This is a genomic window from Haloferax sp. DFSO52 (genome assembly GCF_048158745.1).
Taxonomy (GTDB): domain Archaea; phylum Halobacteriota; class Halobacteria; order Halobacteriales; family Haloferacaceae; genus Haloferax.
This window is the reverse complement of sequence record NZ_JBLOPB010000001.1, coordinates 852,063-872,434: the sequence shown is the minus strand read 5'-3', so window position 1 is coordinate 872,434 and position 20,372 is coordinate 852,063. Positions and strand designations below refer to the sequence as shown.

Annotated in this window: 24 protein-coding genes; 12 read left to right on the top strand and 12 right to left on the bottom strand. The window is 61.7% G+C overall.

Going from position 1 to position 20,372, the window contains the following annotated elements:
• Positions 1-21: 21 nt before the first annotated feature.
• Positions 22-228, bottom strand: a complete 207-nt coding sequence (locus ACK3SC_RS04530; protein ID WP_416838927.1) for a hypothetical protein — start codon at positions 226-228, stop codon at positions 22-24.
• 56 nt (positions 229-284) lie between these two features.
• Complete coding sequence (nreA, locus tag ACK3SC_RS04525; protein ID WP_416838926.1) at positions 285-1,547, bottom strand: DNA repair protein NreA; 1,263 nt, start codon at positions 1,545-1,547, stop codon at positions 285-287.
• A gap of 242 nt (positions 1,548-1,789) precedes the next feature.
• Between nreA and ACK3SC_RS04520 the strand changes: the two genes are divergently transcribed.
• Positions 1,790-2,779 (top strand): hypothetical protein, encoded by a 990-nt coding sequence (locus ACK3SC_RS04520; RefSeq protein ID WP_416838925.1) that lies wholly within the window; start codon positions 1,790-1,792, stop codon positions 2,777-2,779.
• Between the two features lie 142 nt (positions 2,780-2,921).
• Here ACK3SC_RS04520 and ACK3SC_RS04515 read toward each other — a convergent pair whose 3' ends face one another.
• Positions 2,922-3,905: a transcription initiation factor IIB gene (locus ACK3SC_RS04515; RefSeq protein WP_416838924.1), complete on the bottom strand. Its 984-nt coding sequence runs from the start codon at positions 3,903-3,905 to the stop codon at positions 2,922-2,924.
• A gap of 120 nt (positions 3,906-4,025) precedes the next feature.
• Between ACK3SC_RS04515 and rnhA the strand changes: the two genes are divergently transcribed.
• Positions 4,026-4,619 carry a ribonuclease HI gene (gene rnhA, locus ACK3SC_RS04510; RefSeq protein ID WP_416838923.1) on the top strand — a complete coding sequence of 198 codons (594 nt, stop codon included), beginning with the start codon at positions 4,026-4,028 and terminating at the stop codon, positions 4,617-4,619.
• The gene (locus ACK3SC_RS04505) at positions 4,612-5,172 is read left to right on the top strand and encodes a rnhA operon protein (RefSeq protein WP_416838922.1); all 561 of its coding nucleotides are present in this window, start codon (positions 4,612-4,614) and stop codon (positions 5,170-5,172) included. Before rnhA ends, ACK3SC_RS04505 begins: the two co-directional genes overlap by 8 nt.
• 22 nt (positions 5,173-5,194) lie before the next feature.
• Here the strand turns inward: ACK3SC_RS04505 and ACK3SC_RS04500 are convergent, their stop codons facing one another.
• Positions 5,195-5,554, bottom strand: a complete 360-nt coding sequence (locus ACK3SC_RS04500; RefSeq protein WP_416838921.1) for a PadR family transcriptional regulator — start codon at positions 5,552-5,554, stop codon at positions 5,195-5,197.
• 358 nt (positions 5,555-5,912) lie between these two features.
• Here ACK3SC_RS04500 and ACK3SC_RS04495 point away from each other — a divergent pair, with 358 nt between their 5' ends.
• The 5 genes from ACK3SC_RS04495 (at position 5,913) to ACK3SC_RS04475 (ending at position 9,555) form a co-directional block, all read left to right on the top strand.
• A complete protein-coding gene (locus ACK3SC_RS04495; protein ID WP_416838920.1) occupies positions 5,913-6,446 on the top strand; it encodes an inorganic diphosphatase in 534 nt (177 codons plus the stop codon).
• Between the two features lie 241 nt (positions 6,447-6,687).
• A complete protein-coding gene (locus ACK3SC_RS04490; RefSeq protein WP_416838919.1) occupies positions 6,688-6,813 on the top strand; it encodes a hypothetical protein in 126 nt (41 codons plus the stop codon).
• Positions 6,814-6,942: 129 nt separating this feature from the next.
• Positions 6,943-7,836: a rhomboid family intramembrane serine protease gene (locus tag ACK3SC_RS04485; protein ID WP_416838918.1), complete on the top strand. Its 894-nt coding sequence runs from the start codon at positions 6,943-6,945 to the stop codon at positions 7,834-7,836.
• A 1-nt stretch (position 7,837) separates the two neighbouring features.
• Complete coding sequence (locus ACK3SC_RS04480) at positions 7,838-8,632, top strand: endonuclease V (RefSeq protein ID WP_416839937.1); 795 nt, start codon at positions 7,838-7,840, stop codon at positions 8,630-8,632.
• A gap of 80 nt (positions 8,633-8,712) precedes the next feature.
• Complete coding sequence (locus ACK3SC_RS04475) at positions 8,713-9,555, top strand: SDR family oxidoreductase (protein ID WP_416838917.1); 843 nt, start codon at positions 8,713-8,715, stop codon at positions 9,553-9,555.
• A 66-nt stretch (positions 9,556-9,621) separates the two neighbouring features.
• Here ACK3SC_RS04475 and ACK3SC_RS04470 read toward each other — a convergent pair whose 3' ends face one another.
• Positions 9,622-10,827 (bottom strand): ArsA family ATPase, encoded by a 1,206-nt coding sequence (locus ACK3SC_RS04470; RefSeq protein WP_416838916.1) that lies wholly within the window; start codon positions 10,825-10,827, stop codon positions 9,622-9,624.
• Positions 10,828-10,956: 129 nt separating this feature from the next.
• Between ACK3SC_RS04470 and ACK3SC_RS04465 the strand changes: the two genes are divergently transcribed.
• Together ACK3SC_RS04465 and ACK3SC_RS04460 are read left to right on the top strand one after the other, a co-directional pair.
• Positions 10,957-11,490, top strand: a complete 534-nt coding sequence (locus ACK3SC_RS04465) for a CinA family protein (RefSeq protein WP_416838915.1) — start codon at positions 10,957-10,959, stop codon at positions 11,488-11,490.
• A gap of 87 nt (positions 11,491-11,577) precedes the next feature.
• Positions 11,578-12,105 carry a metal-dependent hydrolase gene (locus tag ACK3SC_RS04460; protein ID WP_416838914.1) on the top strand — a complete coding sequence of 176 codons (528 nt, stop codon included), beginning with the start codon at positions 11,578-11,580 and terminating at the stop codon, positions 12,103-12,105.
• Between the two features lie 27 nt (positions 12,106-12,132).
• Here ACK3SC_RS04460 and ACK3SC_RS04455 read toward each other — a convergent pair whose 3' ends face one another.
• Positions 12,133-12,867, bottom strand: a complete 735-nt coding sequence (locus ACK3SC_RS04455; protein WP_416839936.1) for a PHP-associated domain-containing protein — start codon at positions 12,865-12,867, stop codon at positions 12,133-12,135.
• A gap of 173 nt (positions 12,868-13,040) precedes the next feature.
• Here ACK3SC_RS04455 and ACK3SC_RS04450 point away from each other — a divergent pair, with 173 nt between their 5' ends.
• Positions 13,041-13,343: a hypothetical protein gene (locus tag ACK3SC_RS04450; RefSeq protein WP_416838913.1), complete on the top strand. Its 303-nt coding sequence runs from the start codon at positions 13,041-13,043 to the stop codon at positions 13,341-13,343.
• Between the two features lie 86 nt (positions 13,344-13,429).
• Here ACK3SC_RS04450 and ACK3SC_RS04445 read toward each other — a convergent pair whose 3' ends face one another.
• The 6 genes from ACK3SC_RS04445 to ACK3SC_RS04420 form a co-directional block, all read right to left on the bottom strand.
• On the bottom strand, positions 13,430-13,882 hold the full coding sequence (locus ACK3SC_RS04445) for a transcription elongation factor Spt5 (protein WP_416838912.1): 453 nt from the start codon (positions 13,880-13,882) through the stop codon (positions 13,430-13,432).
• Position 13,883: 1 nt separating this feature from the next.
• The gene (locus ACK3SC_RS04440) at positions 13,884-14,057 is read right to left on the bottom strand and encodes a protein translocase SEC61 complex subunit gamma (protein WP_004044219.1); all 174 of its coding nucleotides are present in this window, start codon (positions 14,055-14,057) and stop codon (positions 13,884-13,886) included.
• Between the two features lie 147 nt (positions 14,058-14,204).
• Positions 14,205-15,338, bottom strand: coding sequence for a cell division protein FtsZ (gene ftsZ, locus ACK3SC_RS04435; protein ID WP_416838911.1), 1,134 nt, complete (start codon positions 15,336-15,338; stop codon positions 14,205-14,207).
• Between the two features lie 155 nt (positions 15,339-15,493).
• Positions 15,494-16,813 carry a D-aminoacyl-tRNA deacylase gene (locus ACK3SC_RS04430; RefSeq protein ID WP_416838910.1) on the bottom strand — a complete coding sequence of 440 codons (1,320 nt, stop codon included), beginning with the start codon at positions 16,811-16,813 and terminating at the stop codon, positions 15,494-15,496.
• Positions 16,814-16,964: 151 nt separating this feature from the next.
• Positions 16,965-18,323, bottom strand: a complete 1,359-nt coding sequence (locus ACK3SC_RS04425; protein ID WP_416838909.1) for a sodium:calcium antiporter — start codon at positions 18,321-18,323, stop codon at positions 16,965-16,967.
• A gap of 89 nt (positions 18,324-18,412) precedes the next feature.
• Complete coding sequence (locus ACK3SC_RS04420; protein WP_416838908.1) at positions 18,413-19,384, bottom strand: calcium/sodium antiporter; 972 nt, start codon at positions 19,382-19,384, stop codon at positions 18,413-18,415.
• Between the two features lie 141 nt (positions 19,385-19,525).
• On the opposite strand from ACK3SC_RS04420, the gene ACK3SC_RS04415 reads away from it, so the two are divergent.
• Positions 19,526-20,335, top strand: coding sequence for a shikimate dehydrogenase (locus ACK3SC_RS04415; RefSeq protein ID WP_416838907.1), 810 nt, complete (start codon positions 19,526-19,528; stop codon positions 20,333-20,335).
• The last annotated feature ends 37 nt before the right edge of the window (positions 20,336-20,372 follow it).

Below are 20,372 nucleotides of genomic sequence, written 5' to 3'. Positions count from 1 at the left end.
GTTGACCAACCGTCTACCCGGTTACTCCGTCGACCCACCGTCTTCTACTCCGTCAGTGCTGCGTCCGTCGCTACCACTGCCACCAAATTCGCTGTCGTCGTCGTCGCCGTTCAGTGCCGAGACGACGTACATCACCGCAACGATCGCGACAGCAGGGAGTAAGAGGAGGCCGACGATAAGTGCGATTACGAGCAGTTCCGGACCGCCGGGAATCTGGAGGGGGACCATACAAAAAACATGGCGTTAGATTGTCAAAAGCCTTCGTTCAGGAGGAGCCGATTCGCTCAGGAGAAGTCGAAGATGTTCGTCTGGAGGCCAGCTGCCATCGTCGATTTTCTCCGGAGGTCACCGAGCGAGACGGGAAGATAGTTCGTCACGTCGCGGACGGCGGCACCGAACGTCTCCGCACCGGCTTTCTCGCCCTCGAAGGCGTGACGAATCGACTCTCGAATCTGCCAGACACCGACCGGACCCCAGTAGTCGTCGGAGACGTGTCGAAGGACGAGCGCCTTGGCCTGTCGGCCTCTGTCGTGGAGATGTTCGAGCACCCCGAGCCGAGAGGCGTGATACGCGCCTGCCGTCTCGTTCACGTACGCGGACCGACCTTCGTAGCCCTCGCTGTCTGCGGCAAGATACATCCCTGCTTCAGGGTCGGGGTTCCAGACGCTCCCGGGAGCCTTCATCTCGACTAACTCGAACTCCCACCGACCCGGTGCGAGGATAACCCAGAACGCGTTCCCGATGAACTCGTTTCGGTAGATTTCCACGTTGTCGATGGAGGGTGCGTGTTTTACCGTTCCACGGAGATACTGACCGAGCGTGTCGTCGACGGCAGTAATCGACCAGCGCGTCGGGACGAGACGGCGCTGTTTGGTCTGACCGAGTGCGCCGGCCGATAGAATCGTGTTGATGTCGTAGACGTCGAATCCGCGGCGGTAGAGGTAGGTCATCGCACCCTGCGCGTTCCAGTCGTCGTCTTCGAGCGTCTTCTTCACCGCTCGGGGGACGTGTGGGTTCTCCGCGAGGTCAGCAGACCGAGCGTGGGCGCGGGGGCCGACCGGCGTCGCCACGTCGTCGGTGTGGGCGTCCAGATTCAAATCCGGCGTTCCGTCGAGGCCGATTTCGACTGTCACTGGGCGGTCGGCGATAGCGACTTCGCGCTGTGTGCCAAGGAATCCGTCCCACGAGTCGGCGACGTTCGTCACTTTCGTGCCGCGATTCGAGTTGAGAAGCGAGGTCCGGCGTTGAAACACGTCGGAGATACTCACGCCTTCGTCGTACCACGCGGCACTCGTCTCGAACGACGCGGCGTCTTCGTCGTGACCGACGGGCGAGAGGATGCCCGTCGAGACACGCGGATAGTTCGAACGCCCGACGAAGATAGACGGCGAGACGCCACCGTAGAGCGAATCACCCTGCACCGTCTCCTCGAATCGGTCTTGAAACGTTTCGAGGTGGTCGAGGATGCCGTAGGACTTCTCTTCGGCGAGGCGGCGGCGCTCTGCGCGTTCGTCTCGCTCGATGTCCATGAACTCGTCGAGCCGCATCACCGGATGTGGGTCGCCCTCCGGTATGAACCTTCGGCGACGGACGTGGTCGGTTCACCCTTCACAGACGCGGAGGCCGTTCGGTCGCTCCCCTTCGACACGGACCCGACCGACTGTTGCAACTCGCTTATTCGGTCGATAATAACGACACACTCGGCACAACCTGTCCACGCCGGGTCCCCGTTTGTTGACCCGGAGTGAATCAATCGAACGATGTCTGAACGCTACTCGGAACGACGATAATGGTACGAATCACACGCAGACGAACCCTCGGACTGGTCGCATCGGCACTCCCGTTCGCAGCGCTCTCGTCGTCGGTCATGGCCGCGTCGAACGCCTCACTGTCGGCATCACCATCCACGCCCGGAGAGACGGCGACACACACCGCGACGGTTACCGTCGATGGCGACGCCGTCGGAAGTTCGTGGAACTCGCTCGTCCTCGACTACACGGGAACCGGCGGCGACGTGAGCGACGTCGGCACCGACGACGTGTCGGTGATTGGGATCGACCGTGGCGACGACGCGAGCGGTGCCACCGTCGACGTGGACGCTGCTGACGACGTCAGCAGTGTGAGCGCGAGCAACGACGGCGAGACGCTCACGCTCGGCCTCGGTGGAAACTACTCGCTGGAGTCGGGTGACGAACTCGTCGTCGTCGTCGACGGCGTCGTCAATCCCGGCGAGGGGACGAGCACCGTCACGCTCGTCGTCAACCAGCAGAGTGCTGGAGAGTCCGCCTCGGCCGACCTGACTATCGGAGAGGAAGACGACGAGCAAAACGTCGGTGGCGATACCGAAGACGGCGACGCAGACGGAACCGAAGACGGCGACACAGACGGAACCGATGATGACGACGCAGACGGAACCGAAGAAGACGAGCGTGACGACTGCGCGTCCGTCTCCTTCGATGACCAGCAGACCGCCGGCTACGAACTCGTCGTCGACGAAATCACCCTTCCCGACGGTGGGTACGCCGTCGTCCACACACTGGACCACGACACACTCGGCGTGAGCGACTATCTCTCCTCGGGCACACACGAGAACGTCACCGTCGAACTCGACACCCCGCTCGAATCAGACGCGACGCTCCAGGCGATGGCCCACAGAGAGACGAACGGAAACGAGTCGTACGACCACAGCAAGAGTTGCAGTGAAGACGGTCACTACGCCTGTGACGGGGACGCAGTCGCTGAGAACGCAACCGTAACCGTCGACGCTGACTGCGAATAGGGACACACTCCACGCAGCATAGCGACGGGGTGTAGTGAGCCGACTGAAAACGAAGCAGTTCGACGCGCGTCCCGTCTCTACTGACGGGGGTTTTCTTGCAGTGGTCGCGCCGAGTCGGTGTGGACCCGGAGAGACCGACGGTTCAGGCGTGGATGCCCATCGCTTCGATCTGTTCTTGGTACCGGTTCCGGATGGTGACTTCGGTCACCTGCGCGACGTCTGCGACTTCGCGCTGTGTCTTCTTCTCGTTACAGAGCAACGAGGCCGCATAGATTGCAGCGGCGGCGAATCCAGTCGGGGACTTGCCCGAGAGCAAGCCCTGCTCGGCCGTCGTCTCGATAATCTCGTTCGCTTTCGACTGCACCTCTTTCGAGAGGTCCAGTTCAGACGAGAACCGAGGGACGTACTTCTTGGGGTTGACTGGCCGCATCTCCAACCCGAGTTCTTGAGAGATGTACCGATAGGTCCGCCCGATTTCCTTCCGTTCGACGCGCGACACCTCGGCAATCTCTTCGAGCGAACGGGGGATTCCCTCTTTCCGACAGGCGGCATAGAGCGTGGCGGTCGCGACGCCTTCGATGGAGCGTCCCCGAATCAGGTCTTCGTCGAGGGCGCGACGATAGATGACGGATGCGACTTCGCGGACGGACCGCGGAACGCCGAGTGCCGACGCCATGCGGTCGGTTTCACTGAGCGCGAACTGGAGGTTTCGCTCGCCCGCGTCTTTCGTTCGAATCCGCTCTTGCCACTTGCGAAGGCGGTGCATCTGTGAGCGCTTTTCCGACGATATCGACCGACCGTAGGCGTCTTTGTCCTTCCAGTCGATGGTCGTCGTCAACCCCTTGTCGTGCATCGTCTTCGTCGTTGGGGCACCGACGCGCGACTTCGACTGGCGTTCCGAGTGGTTGAACGCACGCCACTCTGGCCCCCGGTCGATTTGTTCTTCTTCGATGATGATGCCGGTCTCTTCGTGGATCAACTCACCGTCTGCCGTTCGTATGACTTCGTCAGAATCGAGATTCTCTAGGTCTACCTCGGATTCGTCCATCGCCTCTTCGTCTTCCGACTCGTCTCCCCATCGAGCACGGTCGTACTCACGTTCCCGCTGGCGGGTGGGCCGTTTCATCGCATTTTTATATTGTCTGTTTGGTGATACTTGAAAGTTTTCCCTGATTCGTGAACCTGTTCAACTGGTCACCCCCCCACGAACGGAGTGCCTTTACCGTGGCCCAAGCGAGGTGGAGGTATGCCGACGGTCGAGTGTGACCCCGACGAAGCACGACGACGACTCGAAGAATCGGGTGTAGCCGTACAGTCAGGCAACACCGAGTACGAACGCTGGCGTGCCGAGCGAGGAGACGCCAGCGCAGTCGCGTACGACGACAAAGTCGTCGTTCAGGGGGCTAACCCCGCAGATTTGCTGGCCATCTTGCAACCGAAAGGAGGCCGGGCACACGTCTACTTCGACGGTGCGAGTCGCGGAAATCCCGGTCCGGCAGCGATTGGCTGGGCAATCGTGACGAGTAACGGAATCGTCGCCGAAGGCTCGAAGCGCATCGGGAAGACGACCAACAATCGCGCCGAGTACGAAGCACTCATCCATGCGCTGTCGGTGGCCGCAGAGTACGGCTACGACGAAGTCGACGTTCGTGGAGACTCCCAACTCATCGTCAAGCAGGTCCGCGGCGAGTGGAAGACCAACGACCCCGGACTCCGTGAGCGTCGCGTGAAAGCAAACGAGTTGCTCACGAAATTCGACCGCTGGTCGCTCGAACACGTTCCGCGAGAGATAAACGACCGCGCAGACTCTCTAGCCAACGAGGCCCTCGATAATGCCTGAGTCAGAACTCCCCGAAGAGGTAGTAAACGAAGCAGAGCGACTGACCCGGTTGGCCCGCGACGCCATCGACCCAGCTGAACGTGAGATGTATCTCTCGGCACGAGACGAATTCGTCGAGCCGTACGACTTCGTCGCCCGCCACCGCGACGAAGACGACGTGCTCGTTCTCCACCCGGCCGAGTGGGTCGACGACGAGGGGACTGTCCGCCCGGCACAGATAGACGACGTCGACCGAGGGATAGAACGACCGCTGTCGGGCACGGGCGAAGACCACGAGTGGAGTACCGTCGAAGAACACAACGCCGCCATCGTCGACGCCGTTGCCGACGAACACGGTGCCGACCACGCCGCGAACGCCCGCGCATTCGCAGATTTCCTCGGGAATCACTACGTTCGGCGAATAGAGACGGCTGGCGCTCCTGAGGTTCGTGAGTTCGTCAAAGAATATTATCCACGCAATGCGTGGCCGACCACTGAACAGCGGTCGATACTTTCGGAATCGCTTGAATTCGTGTTCGACGCCGCAGGCGCCGAATTGCCCGAATACGAGTGAGCGAAACCGGGGTTTTACGTGATTACAGTTTGGCTTCGATGAGCTCGGAAACCATCTCGCCGCGTTCGTCGTCGGTGACGAACTTCGAGAGCATCCAGTCGAAGCGGCCGAGGACTGCCTCGAGGCCGTCGTCGGTCAGTTCGTACTGGTTCGTACGCTTGTCGAGTTCGCTCTTTTCGACGAGGCCCATCTCGACGAGGTCGTCGAGGTTGGGGTACAGACGCCCGTGGTTGACTTCGGTGTCGTAGTACTCTTCGAGGTGTCGCTTGATTGCCAGCCCGTACATCGGCTCCTCGGCAAGGATGACGAGGATATTTTGTTGGAACGCGGTGAGGTCCCGAGCCGCACCGGATTTGTTGCCAATAGTTTGTGCCTCTGACATGGATGTGGAAATGTCATCTACCTATTTAAACTTTGTCAACGCGCCATTGGGTTGATAAATGCCGAGTCCCACAGAATAGCGGGAATGCGACGGAAGCGCACATTTATGCCGGAATATGGGGAAAGGAATTAGATTCTGAATATCAGTAGTTTTGATAGGGTTGTTAGTAGAGGCATACTAGAAGATTATCTAGGGCTTAAGGAGAGGTACATCTTGGGATTCTCTGAAGAATATATCCGTTTTCAGGTAAATCCACAGGACAGTCACTAGCACAGTTCGAGGACCGGTCACTGCTCGATAACCGGAGTTTGAGAGCAATCCCGAAAGTACTTTTGCCCGTTTCGAGGATGGATTCAGTATGGCGAATCTCTGGGAAGACATGGAGACCGGCCCGAACGCACCGGACGAAATCTACGCTGTTGTCGAATGCCTGAAAGGCGAGCGCAACAAGTACGAGTACGACAAGGACATCCCCGGTGTCGTTCTCGACCGTGTACTCCACTCGAACGTTCACTATCCCTCGGATTACGGCTTCATGCCGCGGACGTACTACGACGACGAGGACCCCTTCGACGTGCTCGTTCTCGTCGAAGACCAGACGTTCCCCGGCTGTGTCATCGAAGCACGACCCGTCGCGCTCATGAAGATGGACGACGACGGCGAACAGGACGACAAGGTCATCGCCGTCCCCACTGAGGACCCACGCTACGACCACATCGAGGATCTCGAAGACATCCCACAGCAACTGCAGGACGAGATTGACGAGTTCTTCTCGACCTACAAGAACCTCGAAGCGGGCAAAGAAGTCGAGACGCTCGGATGGGAAGACAAGCAGGCAGCGAAGGACGCCATCGAACACGCGATGGACCTCTACGAAGAGAACTTCGCGTAAGCGACAGTTCTCACTCTCTCTTTTGACGTTGTGCAGACGGGGTAGCATCTGATATCGACAGGACAGACGGGGAGCAGCAACCGGTATCGACACGTGGATTTCGCGATGCGCTTCGAGACTCATCAGTCGAAACTGTCGTCCGGCGGCACTACCCATACGCCGCAGTTATCCCACCACGTCATCAGATAAATTATGCGCATGAGTAATTATTTGTCCGTGGCCACCCACTGTCCAACTGAGTATGGCAGCCAAACAACCCCGTCTCGGAGTGAACCACATGACGGTCGTTCCGACGAACTTCACGCCCCCTGCTGACGCCCAGAGCGACGCCGCCGACGAGGTGGACAGCGAGACAGACGACGCCTGAGCTTTCTACACATCGCGTGACGACTCCCCCAGAGAGCCATCTCCCACCGCTCGCCGCTCACATCGAGCTGTGCAGATACGACGCGCAGGAGGGAACCCCTTTTTATCTCGCCGCCGCAAGGCGTTGGTAATGGCTATTTGCGACGTGTGCGGCGCGGACGAGAGTCTGCCATACCGCTGTTCACGGTGTGGCGGCACGTTCTGCTCCAACCATCGCCTCCCCGAGAATCACAACTGTACGGGGCTGTCAGACTGGGACGACCCCGCAGGAGTCTTCGAGAGTTCGTTCGACTCCTCCGTGAGCAATCAGCGTAGCAGCAGCGGGCTCCTCGACTCTCTCACCGGGACTGGGGGCGTGTTCAGCTACTTCCGCGGGAACGTCACGTATCTGTTCCTGGCACTGATGTGGCTCACGTTCCTCGCGCAGCTCACCCTCGGGTCGCTCGGATTCCGCGGCCTCACCTCGAATCTCTTCTATCTCACGAGTGTCCACCCCGAGTACGTCTGGACGTGGGTGACGTCGATTTTCGCCCACGGTGGGTTCTACCACATCGTCGGCAACTCCATCGTGCTGTTCTTCTTCGGCCCGCCAGTCGAGCGCTACATCGGGTCGAGAAAGTTCACGGTGCTGTTCCTCGTCAGCGGGATGCTCGCCGGACTCGCACAGATCGCCTCGTCGATGGTACTGTCGCCGGGCATCCCGACCGCCGTCGTCGGAGCGAGTGGGGCAATCATGGCCATCCTCGGCGTCCTGACCGTCCTGAACCCGGGGCTGAAGATTTATCTGTACTTCATCCTCCCCGTCCCACTGTGGCTGTTCACCATTGGATTCGCCGGCATCTCGGTGTTCTTCTTCGTCAACCAAAGCGCCGACGGAGTCGCCCACTTCGCCCACCTCATCGGCCTTGTCATCGGCCTCGCGTACGGCGAGCGGGTAAAGGGCAAGCGGAACGTCCCGTCGGAGATGTCTATCGGCGGCGGAATGCGTCGTGGCCCCGGTGGCCCCGGACGTGGCCGCTTCTGAGATGCGACAGGCACATCCAGAACTCGCACCACAACCCGGCCTCGCGAAGGCCGAGATGGAGTCACTCCAGCGCCGCGTCGCTGAAACTGCCGTCTTCGAAGACCACCTCTCGTTCGACCCGACGACTGTCTCGCTTGCGGACCCCGAAACGACGACGCTCACCTCCGATTCAGACCCGCCCCTCGTCGCCGGTATCGACCAGTCGTTTCTCGACGACCGAGCGGTGAGTGCCGTCGTCGTGCTCCGTGGCGGTTCGGTCGTCGAACGCGTCCACGCCGTTTCCGAACTGACGCTCCCGTATATTCCCGGCCTCCTCTCGTTTCGCGAAGGCGGGCCTATCCTCGACGCGCTCGCGAAACTCGACAGCGACCCAGACCTCCTCGTCTTCGACGGCTCGGGACGAATCCACTTCAGACAGGCCGGCCTCGCGACCCACATCGGCGTCGTCTGCGACGTTCCGAGCATCGGCGTCGCTAAATCGCTCCTCTGTGGCACGCCCGACGAAGACGTAGACGGCCGCCCCGAAGGCTGGCGAACTCCAATTCGAGCGGACGACTCGGTGGACGCTGTCGGCGGCCATCCTGCAACGTCCGACACAGTCATCGGCTACGCGTTCCAGTCGCGACAGTACGACTCACGGCCAATCGTGAACCCGCTGTACGTGAGCCCCGGTCACCGTCTCTCGGCGGAGACGACTGTCGACCTCGTCTCGCGTCTCTCCGGTGACTACAAACTCCCCGAACCGACGCGTCTCGCTGACGCGTACGCCGACGAGGCGAAAGCACAGTACGAGTAGCCACCGTCGGCGGGCATTCGAGCGACCAGTGGTCGTGCCGAATCGCGTACACTTAACAGCGCACGGTTCGACCTACCGACGTGCACCAAAAGACGGTCCTCATCACCGGTTGCTCCTCGGGAATCGGGCGCGCCTCGGCGCTCGGATTCCTCGACGAGGAGTGGGAGGTCTACGCCACCGCCCGAAACCCAGCGGACATCGAGACGCTGGGCGAACGCGGTGCGAACATCGCGACGCTCGACGTGACCGACCAGGGAGACGTCGACCGCGTCGTCGACCGCATCGTCGACGAACAGGGACGAATCGACTGTCTCGTCAACAACGCAGGCTACGGCCAGATGGGCCCCCTCGAAGACGTGCCGACCGAGATGGTCCACAAGCAGTTCGACGTGAACGTCTACGGACCGCACCGACTCATTCGCGCCGTCTTGCCCCACATGCGGTCGCAGGGCGACGGGACGATTATCAACGTCTCCAGCGTCGTCGGGCGCGTCTCGTTCCCCGGCGGCGGCGTCTACGCGGGGTCGAAGTTCGCCCTCGAAGCGATGACCGACGCGCTTCGCGCCGAAGTCGAGGAGTACGGCATCGACGCCGTCCTCGTCGAACCCGGGCCGGTCGAGACGCAGTTCGCAGACCGCGTCGAAGCGGAGGTCAACGGCGGCGAAGAACAGGACGGCATCGAGCGCTCGGGTGCCTACGAGAAGTTCTACAAACTCTTCGAGGACAGAGACGCACTCGGCGGAACTATGCCCGGTGCAATTCCGCCAGAACGCGTCGCAGACGACATCGTCGACGCTGCGAGTTCGACGAAACCACACGCACGGTACCAGCCCGGAACCGTCGCTCGCGTCACCGTCCTCGGTCGGTTTCTCCCCGACTCGTGGCGTGACACGCTGTTCGAATTCGCTCGAAAACTCCCCTGAAAACCGCACGACGACCGTTTTTTATCGATTTTCGCGTTCCCGGCCCTCGTCGAGACAGGACGCGGCTTAGTCGAGACAGGACGCCACGACGCGGAGGGCGTCTTCTCCCTGTACCTGGTCCGCGAGCAGCGGAACTCGTTTGACGTCACGACCACGGAAGAGGTCTGTCGCGGAGCGGAGTGCATCCTGCTGGACTTTCCAGCGGCGCTGGCAGAAGCCACAGTTCTCCAGGTCCGGTGACTCGAACCACGACGAGTCCACGTCGGCGACGTCGTCGACGTTCTCCATGACGCGATTGACGACGAGCGTCTGGACCGGAATGCCGAACTCGTCGAGGCGGGCGACGAGCCGTTTCGACTCGACGACGCTCATCTCTTCGGGAATCATGACGACGCGGAAATCCGTCTTCGAGGGGTCGCGGAGGACGGCCCGGAGTCGCTCGATGCGCTCTCTGAGTTCGTCGAGGTCGGCCATGCCTGCCTGCGGGTCGTTTGGGCCGCCGCCGAACATCCCCTTGATGTTGTCCATCATCCCCGAGAATCGGTCGCGCATGCGGACGATACGACCGAGCATCGAATCCATCATCTCGGGGAGTTCGAGCAGTCGGAGCGTGTGGCCGGTCGGCGCGGTGTCGATGACGACACGGTCGAACCGCGGGTCGTCCAGATATTCGAGCAGTTGTTGCATCGCCGCCGCTTCGTCCGCGCCGGGCATCGGACCGCCCATTCCCATCGGCCCGTCGCCACCGAGCAAGTCCTCGAATCCACCCATCGCGTCACCCATACCGCCGAACGGCGAGTCCCCTCCATCGTCGCCGACGAACGGGTTGTCGTCGTCGTACTCGTTCGTGTCGTACTCAGTCTCGTCTGCGGGGGTGTCGCCCGCGCCCGCGAACGGGCCTTCCATCACGGAATCGGGGTCGATTTCGGCGGCGTAGAGGGGGATGTCCTCCTTAATTCTCGACGGTTCGCCGTGGAGCGAGACGCCGAGCGTGTCCGACAGCGAGTGTGCGGGGTCGGTCGAGACGACGAGCGTCGACGTTCCATCGGCCGCGCTGGCGAGTGCCGTCGCCGCCGCCATCGTTGTCTTTCCGACGCCGCCTTTGCCGCCGTAGAGGACGTAGTCCGGCGCGTCGATACCGCGTGGCAGACCCGCGCGGTCAGTCGTCGTCGTTTCGGGGTCGGTGACTTCGACTTCTATCTCCGCTGGTCCGTCGTCGCCAGCGTCGTCCGTCTCCTCGGGGCGGTCAGTCGGCTCCACGTCGATGTCCATGTGGGACCCGAAACGGCGCTGGTTTGTGTACTTCTCGGTATCGGAAGCTCGCGCGACGTGTCGTGTACGCGAGACGACGACACCGACTCGCCGCCCGGGTTTTTGTCGTCCCCGAGCGATGGCTGGCGTATGCGCGAGTTCGCATCCGACCCACCTGAAGAAGAACGCGCGGGCGACGCCCTCCGCGACGCGGGCCACACCGTCGCCGTCGCGGAGTCCTGTACCGGCGGCCTCGTCGGGTCGCTCCTCACCGACGTGCCGGGGTCGAGCGACTACTTCGACCGCTCGCTCGTCGTCTACTCGTACGACGCCAAGCGCCACGAACTGGCCGTCTCGCGAGAAGCACTCGACGAGTTCGGTGCCGTCTCGGAACCAGTTGCGCGCGAGATGGCCGCCGGCGTCCGCGACGTTGCCGACACGACGTGGGGAGTGGCAACGACGGGCATCGCGGGACCGGGTGGGGCGCTCCCCGGCAAACCCGTGGGAACCGTCTTCGTCGGTGTGGCCTTCGCCGCCCCGTGGGGGTCCGAAGCGTCGTATACACGCGTCGAACGGTTCGAGTACGACGGGTCGCGAACGCAGGTCAAAGAACAGATTGCACGTGGGGCGCTGGCGGTACTCATCGAGGAAGTGGCGTCGGTCGGCGAACGCGGCGACGGCTGAGACGGCGCGGACACTTACGACGAGGAGGGAGCGCAGTCGGCCGATTTACTGGGAAAGCTTTGTAACCCGGCAGGTCAGTTTCAGCGCATGAACAAGAAGGGACACGTACTCAACGCCATCCTGCTCGCGCTTGGCCTCGGTGTCATTCTCAGTGTGGACCCGTGGACGTTCCAACCGAACAACACCGAGGACTACCTCCTCGTCGCCGAGAAGATTGGGCAGTTGTCGCTTCCGGTCGTTCTCGGTGCGCTCTTTCCCGACGTGGACACCGCCTTCGGGAAACACCGCAAGACGCTCCACAACCTGCCTGTGTTGATTACGTTCCTCGTCTTCCCGATATTCTTCAACAATCTCCACTTCGTCTGGATTGGCGTCGCCACGCACTACGTTCTCGACATGGTCGGATCGAAACGCGGCATCGCGCTGTTCTACCCGCTCTCACCGCAGGAGTACGACTTGCCGACGGGCGTGGCGACGAGTTCGAAGTACGCCGACTCCGTGACGCTCGTCGTGACCGTCGCTGAACTCGCCGTCCTCGCCGGCGTCCACTACTACCTCGTTTCGCTCGACGTGTCGCTCGCGGCGGCGGCAGCGTCCTTCAGCGCGATACTCTAACTCGGCACCTGCGCCATTGTTGCAGAATCAGTAGACGCTCACGTCGTCGAATCGACCGTCGTACGCGATGTGGTTCGGATGCGTCGGTTCCATCCCCGACAGGAGCAATCGGTCGACTTTCCCCCACGAGTTCTCGTAGCCGAGGTGAGCGAATTCGATTGCGCCGCGAAGTGTGTGCGAGAGGCCAGAACGTCGTTTCACGCGGCGGTCTGCACCCTCACGAAGCGCGTCGACGAGGTCCGCCTCCGAGTCGATGTCGCGGTCGAACTCGGTCCACGCCTCGCCAATCGTTCCGCGAAGGTGGGCGTACGACGACCCGAATCCCGGGAGGCCAACCTCGTGAGCGATTTCACGGCCGCGTCGGTTGTGGCGCGCGAACGCTTTGGCGTTGTACGTCTCGACGGCGTGGAGGGATTCGCGGTGTTCGGCGACGTCGTCGGCGGTGAGACTCACCGTGAGGAGTTCCGGGTGGGGAACGAGCGTCGCCGCTTCCTGTCGCGCGAACTCGTCGAGTGCGCCATCGAGTGTGATGAAGTCGGGGACCGGGTCCGACAGTCCGATTGCGAGGAGGTGTTTGCGGTCGTTCCACGCGCCGGTGAACACCTCACGCGCGGGGACGACGAGGAGTTCGTCGTCAGAAAATCGTTCGGCACGAGCACGGATGGTGGGGAGACGGACGAAGTGGGGAGCGTATACCAGTACGTCGATGCCCCGGGCTTTCGCACGCGAGACGACCCGCTCGTCGAGAATCTTCACGTGCATGTCTACCCGAGTCGTCGTGCTCGCGGTCACACGACCACCTCCGGGTAGATGATAGTTAGTGGTTGCTATCTTTCTGCAAGAGAGAATCCCGCCGTCTACGATGGGGGATGTCAGTTCTACGACGCAAATAGACCGAAGAAACGGTTTTGTCCCCTAGGTCCGTCGGGGAGAATATGTCCAGGTGGAAGTGCGGTGTCGAAGGGTGCGGTGGACGTTTCGAAGACGTCGAAAGCGTCATCATCCACCAGACGACGGAACACGAACGACACGAGTGTAAAGTGTGTGGAACCATCGTCCCCGAGGGATACTTCGCGATTCGTCACGCGTTCGACGAACACACGCGCGCGGAGTTCGTCCGGGCGTACGAAGCGGACTCGACGGCGGTCCGTATCCGAGAAGACGTCAAATCGACTGTCGAAAAGGAGGCAAATCTCAACAACGTCGTCCAGACGCTCCGTGAACAAGGTGCGCTGTAACCTGCACCCTCGCTGAACCGACCCCGTCGCTCGTCTGTGGTGGTCGTGCGACGCGAAGAGAGAAGAAAAACGGACCGAACGCGAGATTATCGCTCTTCGGAGTCGAGGACGCGAATCTGGTCGCCGCGGACGGTGACCGGAATCGGGACCGTCGCCTCGTAGAGTTCGACGGTGACCTGGTCTTTCGTCTCGTCGATGCGCTGGACGCGCGCCTTCTCGCCTTTGAACGGCCCAGCGATGAGTTCGACGATGTCTCCCTCTGCAATCCCTTCGACGTCCGGCGTCGGCGAGAGGAAGTGCTCGACTTCGGACATGCTGGAGGTGCCGACCATCCCACCGCTCTCGACGAGGCCACGGGCGTGCGGAATCTCTTCGAGGACGCGGGTAACGATGGCGTCGGAGTCTGCTTCGACCATCACGTAACTCGTCAGTGAGTCGGGAGCCAAGACGGCGTGAATCTCCGCGAACTCCTTCGTGGCGATCATGTCCGCGACCGTTCGCTCCTGTCGAGCGGTCGTCTTTACGGCGAAGATTGGCATCTCAGACGCCCCCGGGGAGGAAGCTCATGACCGCGAAGATGATGAAGCCGAGCAACCCGACGAGGAAGATACCCGCACCGGCGATTTTGGAGATCTGTGAGAACTCCTGCCAGGAGGGTGTGCTCGCGAGTTTCAGCACGCGAACGTAACTGTTCAGATCGTACTTGACGTCCATGTTGGTGGGGGCTAAGACGGCCGGCTTTTTCTATCTATTGATGCAGACTGCTGAGTACTCACGACTCTGGCACGACGGTCGAACGCAAAAAACGGGCGTGTTCGCGACTGACGATGCCGTCTCGTCGAAGTCGCGGTCCGGCGTCGATTACTCGACGTAGTCGATGTCTTCGAGGCGTTCTTGGGCCTGCTGTTGGACCTGCCCGTTTCGCCCGTAAATCTGCGGCGACTCGACACCGGTGACGACGATCATCGTCCGCATCATGCCTTCGAGTTCGTCGTCGACGGACGTCCCCCAGATGATACGGGCGTCGGGGTCGATGCGGTCGTAAATCTCCTCGACCACACCTTCTGCCTCTTCGATGCTCATGTCCGTCCCACCAGTGACGTTGACGAGCGCGGAGTTTGCACCGGAGATATCCACGTCGAGAAGCGGAGAGCGCAGCGCAGACTTCACAGATTCCTGAGCCTTGGACTCCGAGTCGGACTCACCGAGACCAATCATGGCGACGCCACCACGTTCCATGACCGTCTTCACGTCGGCAAAGTCGAGGTTGACGAGGCCGGGCTTGGTGATGAGTTCGGTGATACCCTTGACAGAGCGCATCAGCACTTCGTCAGAGACCTTGAACGCCTGCCGAACGGGGAGTTTCCCGACGGCATCGAGCAGGCGGTCGTTCGGCACGACGATGACGGTGTCAGAGACGTCGCGAAGACGTTCGAGACCCGCCTCGGCGTTCGTGCGTCGAACTTCGCCTTCTGCCGTGAACGGCGTCGTCACGATCGCGATCGTGAGCGCGCCGGATTCGCGTGCCGCCTTGGCGACGACGGGGGCAGAGCCAGTCCCGGTTCCGCCGCCGAGGCCGGCCGTGACGAACACCATGTCAGAGCCCTCGATGGCGTCGTAAATCTCCTCTTGCGATTCGAGTGCGGCCTCTTCACCCACCTGCGGAAGCGACCCTGCACCACGGCCACGGGTCTTCTGCTCGCCCATGAGAATCTTCGTGTCAGCCCCGATTTCGACGAGGTGCTGCACGTCGGTGTTCGCGGCGACCAGTTTGGCTCCCTTGATGCCTTCGTCGTGCATTCGGTTGACGGTGTTGCCACCCGCACCACCGCACCCGACCACCGTAATGTTGGTCTGTAGGTCCTTGAGAACCGCTTTCAACTCGTCATCAGTCATCGTACCAGACCGGTTGATGTTCTCTGGGCCGCCGACGTCGGTCGCCCCATCCCCCATGTCCTCGGCCTCATCGATTGCGTCGTCGACGATTGAGTCCATATTTGAGCAGATGGTTTACGAGGATGACTAATTATCTTTCCCCCTTGTGTCAGACATGCGTCTGACATTGACGATATTCGGGGCATTTAATTGGTATTCAATGACATTTTCTCCGGGGAAACCGGGAGATTGCAGCTAACTGATGACTATCTGAGTCAAACTGTGAACTCGATAACCCGCTCGCGCGAGACGTCCGCGGGGGTTATCGTCGTCCCATCGACGTCGACTGGCTGCCCAGACGAGAGTTTACCGAACGCCGGCCCCTCGGGGACGCCACGGTCTCGGGCGGCCGCAGGGTCGAACGCGCTCACGCTCGCGGTGACGTGACCGTCTTCACGAACGACAGTGTCGTACTTTCGACGGAGAATCTCACAGAGGCGCTCGACGAGTTGGTCGTAGTTGTCGCCAGTGACTGCGGCGCGTCCGAGGGCGCGCGTTCCGCCTTCGGTCGTGTGGAAGGCAACTGTCGTCGCTGTGACGGCGTCGAGTGCCGCGTCGAGGTCGATGCCCTGTGCCTCGCCCAGCAGGCCGTCTGGGAGCGAGACAGTCTCGTACGACTCGGCGTCGACATCCGCGCCGAACCTGAGGCCGTCTTCGATTCGCGTGATGTCAGATTCGAGTTCGCGAACGCGTTCGAGTGGGACGCCAGCAGTCTCGCGAACCCACGTCTCGGAGACGACTCGGTACCCCTCGTCGTCGAGGACGGCCGCGAGTTCGTCACGGTCCCCATCGACGAGCGCGATATCGCTCGCCGACGCGTCGAACGCGCGACGAATGACGCCTCGATTCGCGTCTGGGTCGCCCATCGCCTTCAGTTGCCAGTCGGCGGCGATATGCCCGATGCACCAGTCCGTGTCTTCGAGGACGCGAAGGAACCGTGGTGCGTAGTGCCCGCCACCGAACCCGACGAGTTGTCGGTGCGTATCGGGCTCGACACCCTCGATGTCGAGGACGGCGGCCGCCACGGCACGCGCACCGTCCGGGTCGTCCCACTCGTTCTCGCCGCTCCCGAGTTCGACGAACATCGAAGGGACGGTTGGTTCAGTCGGGCCGTGGTGCGTCGCTTCGATTCCAACGTCGTATCCCGCTGGGGCGTGGTTTCTGAGGGCCGCGACGACGGCGCGTTGTGCGTTCGGGCAGGCACGAGCGAACTGTCCGGATTCACCACCGTACTCGGCGGGGCCGAAGTTCCCAGTGAAGTGTGCGGTCAGCAGTGGCCCCGTCTCACCGGAGTGCCGAGAGACGACGACGAGCAGGTCGAGGTCAGCAGAAAACGCCTCGACAGGGTCGTCGAGATAGATGTGTAAGTCGTCGAACTCGCGGAGTTCGAACCCGTCACGTCGGTAGACTGTCCCACCACCATCGGCGTCCGACCGCTCGTCGTCTGTCTGTACGTCCCAGTCAGCGAGCGACAAGAGGTGCTCACCGATGTGAACCGATGCGCTGTCGGCGCGGCTGACGACGATTCCAATCACGACTCGTGAGTCGCTGAGGGTGGCGAAAAGAGCGTCGGAACCGGCGACCGGTCAGTTCACTCTCCGGCAGTCGGATCGTTCAGTCTTCGGCGGGGTCGTTCAGCGGCCGGGTCGTTCAGTCTTCGGCGGGGTCGTTCAGCGGCCGGGTCGTTCAGTCTTCGGCGGGGGCGACAGTGTCGCCTGGTGGGTCGGTGAAATCCCCTCTGACCCGTCGAACTGACCGTTTTGCGACCGATATCAGTTGCCGCCATCTGACGAGGAACAGCACCGTCCCGAGCACCATGTAAATAACAGCGAAAGCGATGAGTGACGTCGTTCCGTCGAACGTCACGAGTCCGAGGGGAGGGATAGTGAGCGAGACTGTCGTCCCAGTGACAGCGTAGACGAACTGGGCGAAGAAGAGTCCGAGGAGAACCAGTGCCTCACGAACGCTGATAGCGAGCGTGATGAGAATGGCGATGGCGAAGTAGCTCTGTGCCGCAGTCAGCCAGATTTCACCCATCTGGTGCGTGTCGAGGGGAAGCGGGGCGTAGTAACCGAGCGAGAGACTGTAGACGAGGACGAGCGTCCCGATGAGGAGCGTCCACTGGTTGAGCTTCGACGAGATGAGCGCGTTGAACCCGGCGGTAGACCGCGCCTTGTTGACGAGATAGGCGACGACGATGAGTTCGGGGCTCTCACTCGCGAGTGGCGCGACCCACTGAATCATCAAGAAAGGCGGAATGCCGACGGCGGTGCCGAGTTCTTCGAGACCGTGAGCGAATGGTTCGACGGCGACGAGAATGACGAAGCCAGAAAAGACGAAGAGCGTGAGTGTCGTGGCGATGCGTTTCGGTTTGACGTACGATTGCAGATACGCGGGGACGCCAATCTGCTCATCGTGTTTGTGGGGGGAGTTCAACGCGACGAGGATGTACGAGACGTAGAGACCGACGAGGACGAACATGTCGAACGCGCCGATGCCACCGCCGAGCGGGACGAAGAATGCGAACACCGTCGCCGCGAAGAGGAACAGAATCTCTGTCGAGATGTCCTTGTCGAGGCGGACGGCGTCCGCGAGGAACCCGGGTCGGTTCTCGACTGCTTTGTCCCCGGTGTCACGCGCCCGGAAAACGGTGAAGAGCGCGATTGCGGACCAGCCGATGCCGATGAGGATTCGGTTCGCTCCGGTCATGTTGGCGACGGCCAGACTGGCGGCCTCTGCAGACTCTGGCGTGCCCGGATTGATACCGGCCTCCCACGCGTAGAGCGCGTCGACAGCGTACTCGGGGGCGACAGCGAGGACTGCGAGAATCGCCAGCGCGAAGGCGCGTGGAACGTCCGCTTCCGCCGTCTCGGCACCCCACGCGAGGAGGAACGACGCACCGAGGACTGCGATACCGCTCAGCGCGACAGTGACGGCAGTCTGTAGCTCGATGCCGAACAGCGTGTGGAGCCCCAGCCACGGTACTGTGAGCAACGCAGCGCCGAACACCGCGACCAACGGGTGGCTCAGTCGTCGTCGTACCATCGTTGCTACAGATGTGACTGGGAGGCCGGTAGCTTTTGCGTTTCAAATTTGTGAGAAGAAAATCCCGCCGTGAAGAGTGAGCGCTCTCGTTACGGGAGGATGAGCCAGAAGAAGACGAGATATCCACCGACGAGAATCCCCCCGTCGAGTCGGGACACGTCACGGTTGCGGAGCATCAAGGCGATGACGCCGAACGTGAAGGCGAGGAGTGCCGGAAAGTCCAGCGAGATGGTTCGCGCTGGGACGTTCACTGGGACCATGATGGCGAGGATACCGAGAACGGCGACGACGTTGTAGATGTTCGACCCGACGACGTTTCCGATACTGAACTCGGACTCGCCGCGGACCGCACTGATGACGGATGCCGCGAGTTCTGGAAGTGACGTCCCGAACGCGAGAATCGTCAGGCCGATAAATCGCGTACTGAAGCCGTACGCTTCGAGAAGGCCTTTCCCGCCCTGAATGAGCCAGTTCGACCCGAGGAAGAGCAAGACGAGGCCGAGGCCGAGGTAGGCGACGTCTTTGAACCGTGCGGACACCTCGTCTTCGTCGTCGATATCGAGTTCGTCTACACCGAGAGCGTCGGCTTTCGTGGAGCGAGCGCGGTAGAGCAAGAAGCCAGTAAACGCCACGAGGATGACGAGGAGTGCGACACCATCGTACGCGTTCAGGTTCCCATCGAGTCCGAGGACGACGAGCGCCACGGCAGCAGCAATCATAAACGGAACGTGACGCCGGAGCGTCGCCGTCGAGACGCCCATCGGTTGGATGAGTGCGGAGATACCCAGCACGAGGCCGATGTTCGCGATGTTCGACCCCACGATTGCACCCAGTCCGAGGTCAGAACTGTACCCCAGTCCACTCAACACGGCGACGAACAGTTCGGGCGTCGTCGTCGCGAACGCGACGATGGTCACACCGACGATTGCGGCGCGAAGACCGAGCCCGATAGCGAGGCGTGACGCACCCTCGACGAGTGCTTCTGCCCCGAGATAGAGTGCGGCGATACCTGCCAGAAGAATAGCGGTATCGACGGAAACCAGGGTTGCGAGTGCCGACATACGCGGAGGTAGTCTGACGCGGAAGTAAAAGTACGCCGGTACACAAAGCGAGCGTCAGCATATGACACGGCACCGACTCGGGTCGCGGCGGAATCCGACGGGGGCGGGCGAACTATATCGACGGCGGGACTCCACCCGTCCATGCAAGTGTACGGTCTCGTCGGGAACCCTGTTGGGCACTCGTTGTCGCCGCCGATGCACGAAGCGGCCTACGAAGCGACCGGTATCGATGCGCGATACGTCACCTTCGAACCCGAACGGTCGGCGATCGACGCAGCCATCACCGGCGCAGACGCGCTCGGCATCGCCGGACTGAACGTCACGATACCGTTCAAACAGGACGTTCTCGAACTCGTCGAACCCGACCCACTCGCAGCGCGAATTGGGGCGGTCAACACCATCGACTTCGGCGGTGGTGAACCGACGGGGTACAACACCGACGCCGCCGGTGTCACTCGTGCATTCGACCGCCACGGCGTCGAACTCGATGGGGCGGCTGCCGTCGTGGTCGGTGCGGGTGGCGCAGGGCGCGCCGCCGCGTTCGCGCTCGCAGACGCCGGTGCAACGGTCCACATCGCCAATCGAACCGTCGCGAACGCTGACGAACTGGCCAGTGTCGTCCCCGGTGCGACCAGTGGCGGATTAGACACACTCGACCGAGTTTGCGACGCCGACGTGCTCGTCAACGCGACGAGTGTCGGCATGGACGCACCCGACGAGACGCCAGTGCCGGCGTCGTATCTCCACGCCGACCTCGCCGTTCTCGACGCCGTGTACACACCAATCGAGACGAGACTCCTCCGAGAAACGGCCGACGCGGGTGGCGTCACTATCGATGGTGCGTGGATGTTGTTGCTGCAGGGCGTGGAGGCGTTCGAACTATGGACTGGCGTCGATGCACCGGTCGAAGTGATGAACGCCGCGCTTCGGGACCACCTTTCTATCGGGTGAGGCCGCCGGTTTTTAAATAACGGGGTTGCATAGAACA

Excerpts from the sequence above, each read along its gene's own strand:
- ACK3SC_RS04500 (WP_416838921.1), bottom strand. The coding sequence starts at position 5,554 with ATGTCAGAGGCACAAACTATTGGCAACAAATCCGGTGCGGCTCGGGAC.
- ftsZ (WP_416838911.1), bottom strand. The coding sequence starts at position 15,338 with ATGGACTCAATCGTCGACGACGCAATCGATGAGGCCGAGGACATGGGG.
- ACK3SC_RS04480 (WP_416839937.1), top strand. The coding sequence starts at position 7,838 with ATGCGACAGGCACATCCAGAACTCGCACCACAACCCGGCCTCGCGAAG.
- ACK3SC_RS04490 (WP_416838919.1), top strand. The coding sequence starts at position 6,688 with ATGGCAGCCAAACAACCCCGTCTCGGAGTGAACCACATGACGGTCGTT.
- ACK3SC_RS04450 (WP_416838913.1), top strand. The coding sequence starts at position 13,041 with ATGTCCAGGTGGAAGTGCGGTGTCGAAGGGTGCGGTGGACGTTTCGAA.
- ACK3SC_RS04445 (WP_416838912.1), bottom strand. The coding sequence starts at position 13,882 with ATGCCAATCTTCGCCGTAAAGACGACCGCTCGACAGGAGCGAACGGTC.
- ACK3SC_RS04485 (WP_416838918.1), top strand. The coding sequence starts at position 6,943 with ATGGCTATTTGCGACGTGTGCGGCGCGGACGAGAGTCTGCCATACCGC.
- ACK3SC_RS04465 (WP_416838915.1), top strand. The coding sequence starts at position 10,957 with ATGCGCGAGTTCGCATCCGACCCACCTGAAGAAGAACGCGCGGGCGAC.
- ACK3SC_RS04530 (WP_416838927.1), bottom strand. The coding sequence starts at position 228 with ATGGTCCCCCTCCAGATTCCCGGCGGTCCGGAACTGCTCGTAATCGCA.
- ACK3SC_RS04425 (WP_416838909.1), bottom strand. The coding sequence starts at position 18,323 with ATGGTACGACGACGACTGAGCCACCCGTTGGTCGCGGTGTTCGGCGCT.
- ACK3SC_RS04460 (WP_416838914.1), top strand. The coding sequence starts at position 11,578 with ATGAACAAGAAGGGACACGTACTCAACGCCATCCTGCTCGCGCTTGGC.
- ACK3SC_RS04505 (WP_416838922.1), top strand. The coding sequence starts at position 4,612 with ATGCCTGAGTCAGAACTCCCCGAAGAGGTAGTAAACGAAGCAGAGCGA.
- ACK3SC_RS04470 (WP_416838916.1), bottom strand. The coding sequence starts at position 10,827 with ATGGACATCGACGTGGAGCCGACTGACCGCCCCGAGGAGACGGACGAC.
- ACK3SC_RS04495 (WP_416838920.1), top strand. The coding sequence starts at position 5,913 with ATGGCGAATCTCTGGGAAGACATGGAGACCGGCCCGAACGCACCGGAC.
- ACK3SC_RS04520 (WP_416838925.1), top strand. The coding sequence starts at position 1,790 with ATGGTACGAATCACACGCAGACGAACCCTCGGACTGGTCGCATCGGCA.
- ACK3SC_RS04420 (WP_416838908.1), bottom strand. The coding sequence starts at position 19,384 with ATGTCGGCACTCGCAACCCTGGTTTCCGTCGATACCGCTATTCTTCTG.
- rnhA (WP_416838923.1), top strand. The coding sequence starts at position 4,026 with ATGCCGACGGTCGAGTGTGACCCCGACGAAGCACGACGACGACTCGAA.
- ACK3SC_RS04455 (WP_416839936.1), bottom strand. The coding sequence starts at position 12,867 with ATGCACGTGAAGATTCTCGACGAGCGGGTCGTCTCGCGTGCGAAAGCC.
- ACK3SC_RS04415 (WP_416838907.1), top strand. The coding sequence starts at position 19,526 with ATGCAAGTGTACGGTCTCGTCGGGAACCCTGTTGGGCACTCGTTGTCG.
- ACK3SC_RS04515 (WP_416838924.1), bottom strand. The coding sequence starts at position 3,905 with ATGAAACGGCCCACCCGCCAGCGGGAACGTGAGTACGACCGTGCTCGA.
- nreA (WP_416838926.1), bottom strand. The coding sequence starts at position 1,547 with ATGCGGCTCGACGAGTTCATGGACATCGAGCGAGACGAACGCGCAGAG.
- ACK3SC_RS04440 (WP_004044219.1), bottom strand. The coding sequence starts at position 14,057 with ATGGACGTCAAGTACGATCTGAACAGTTACGTTCGCGTGCTGAAACTC.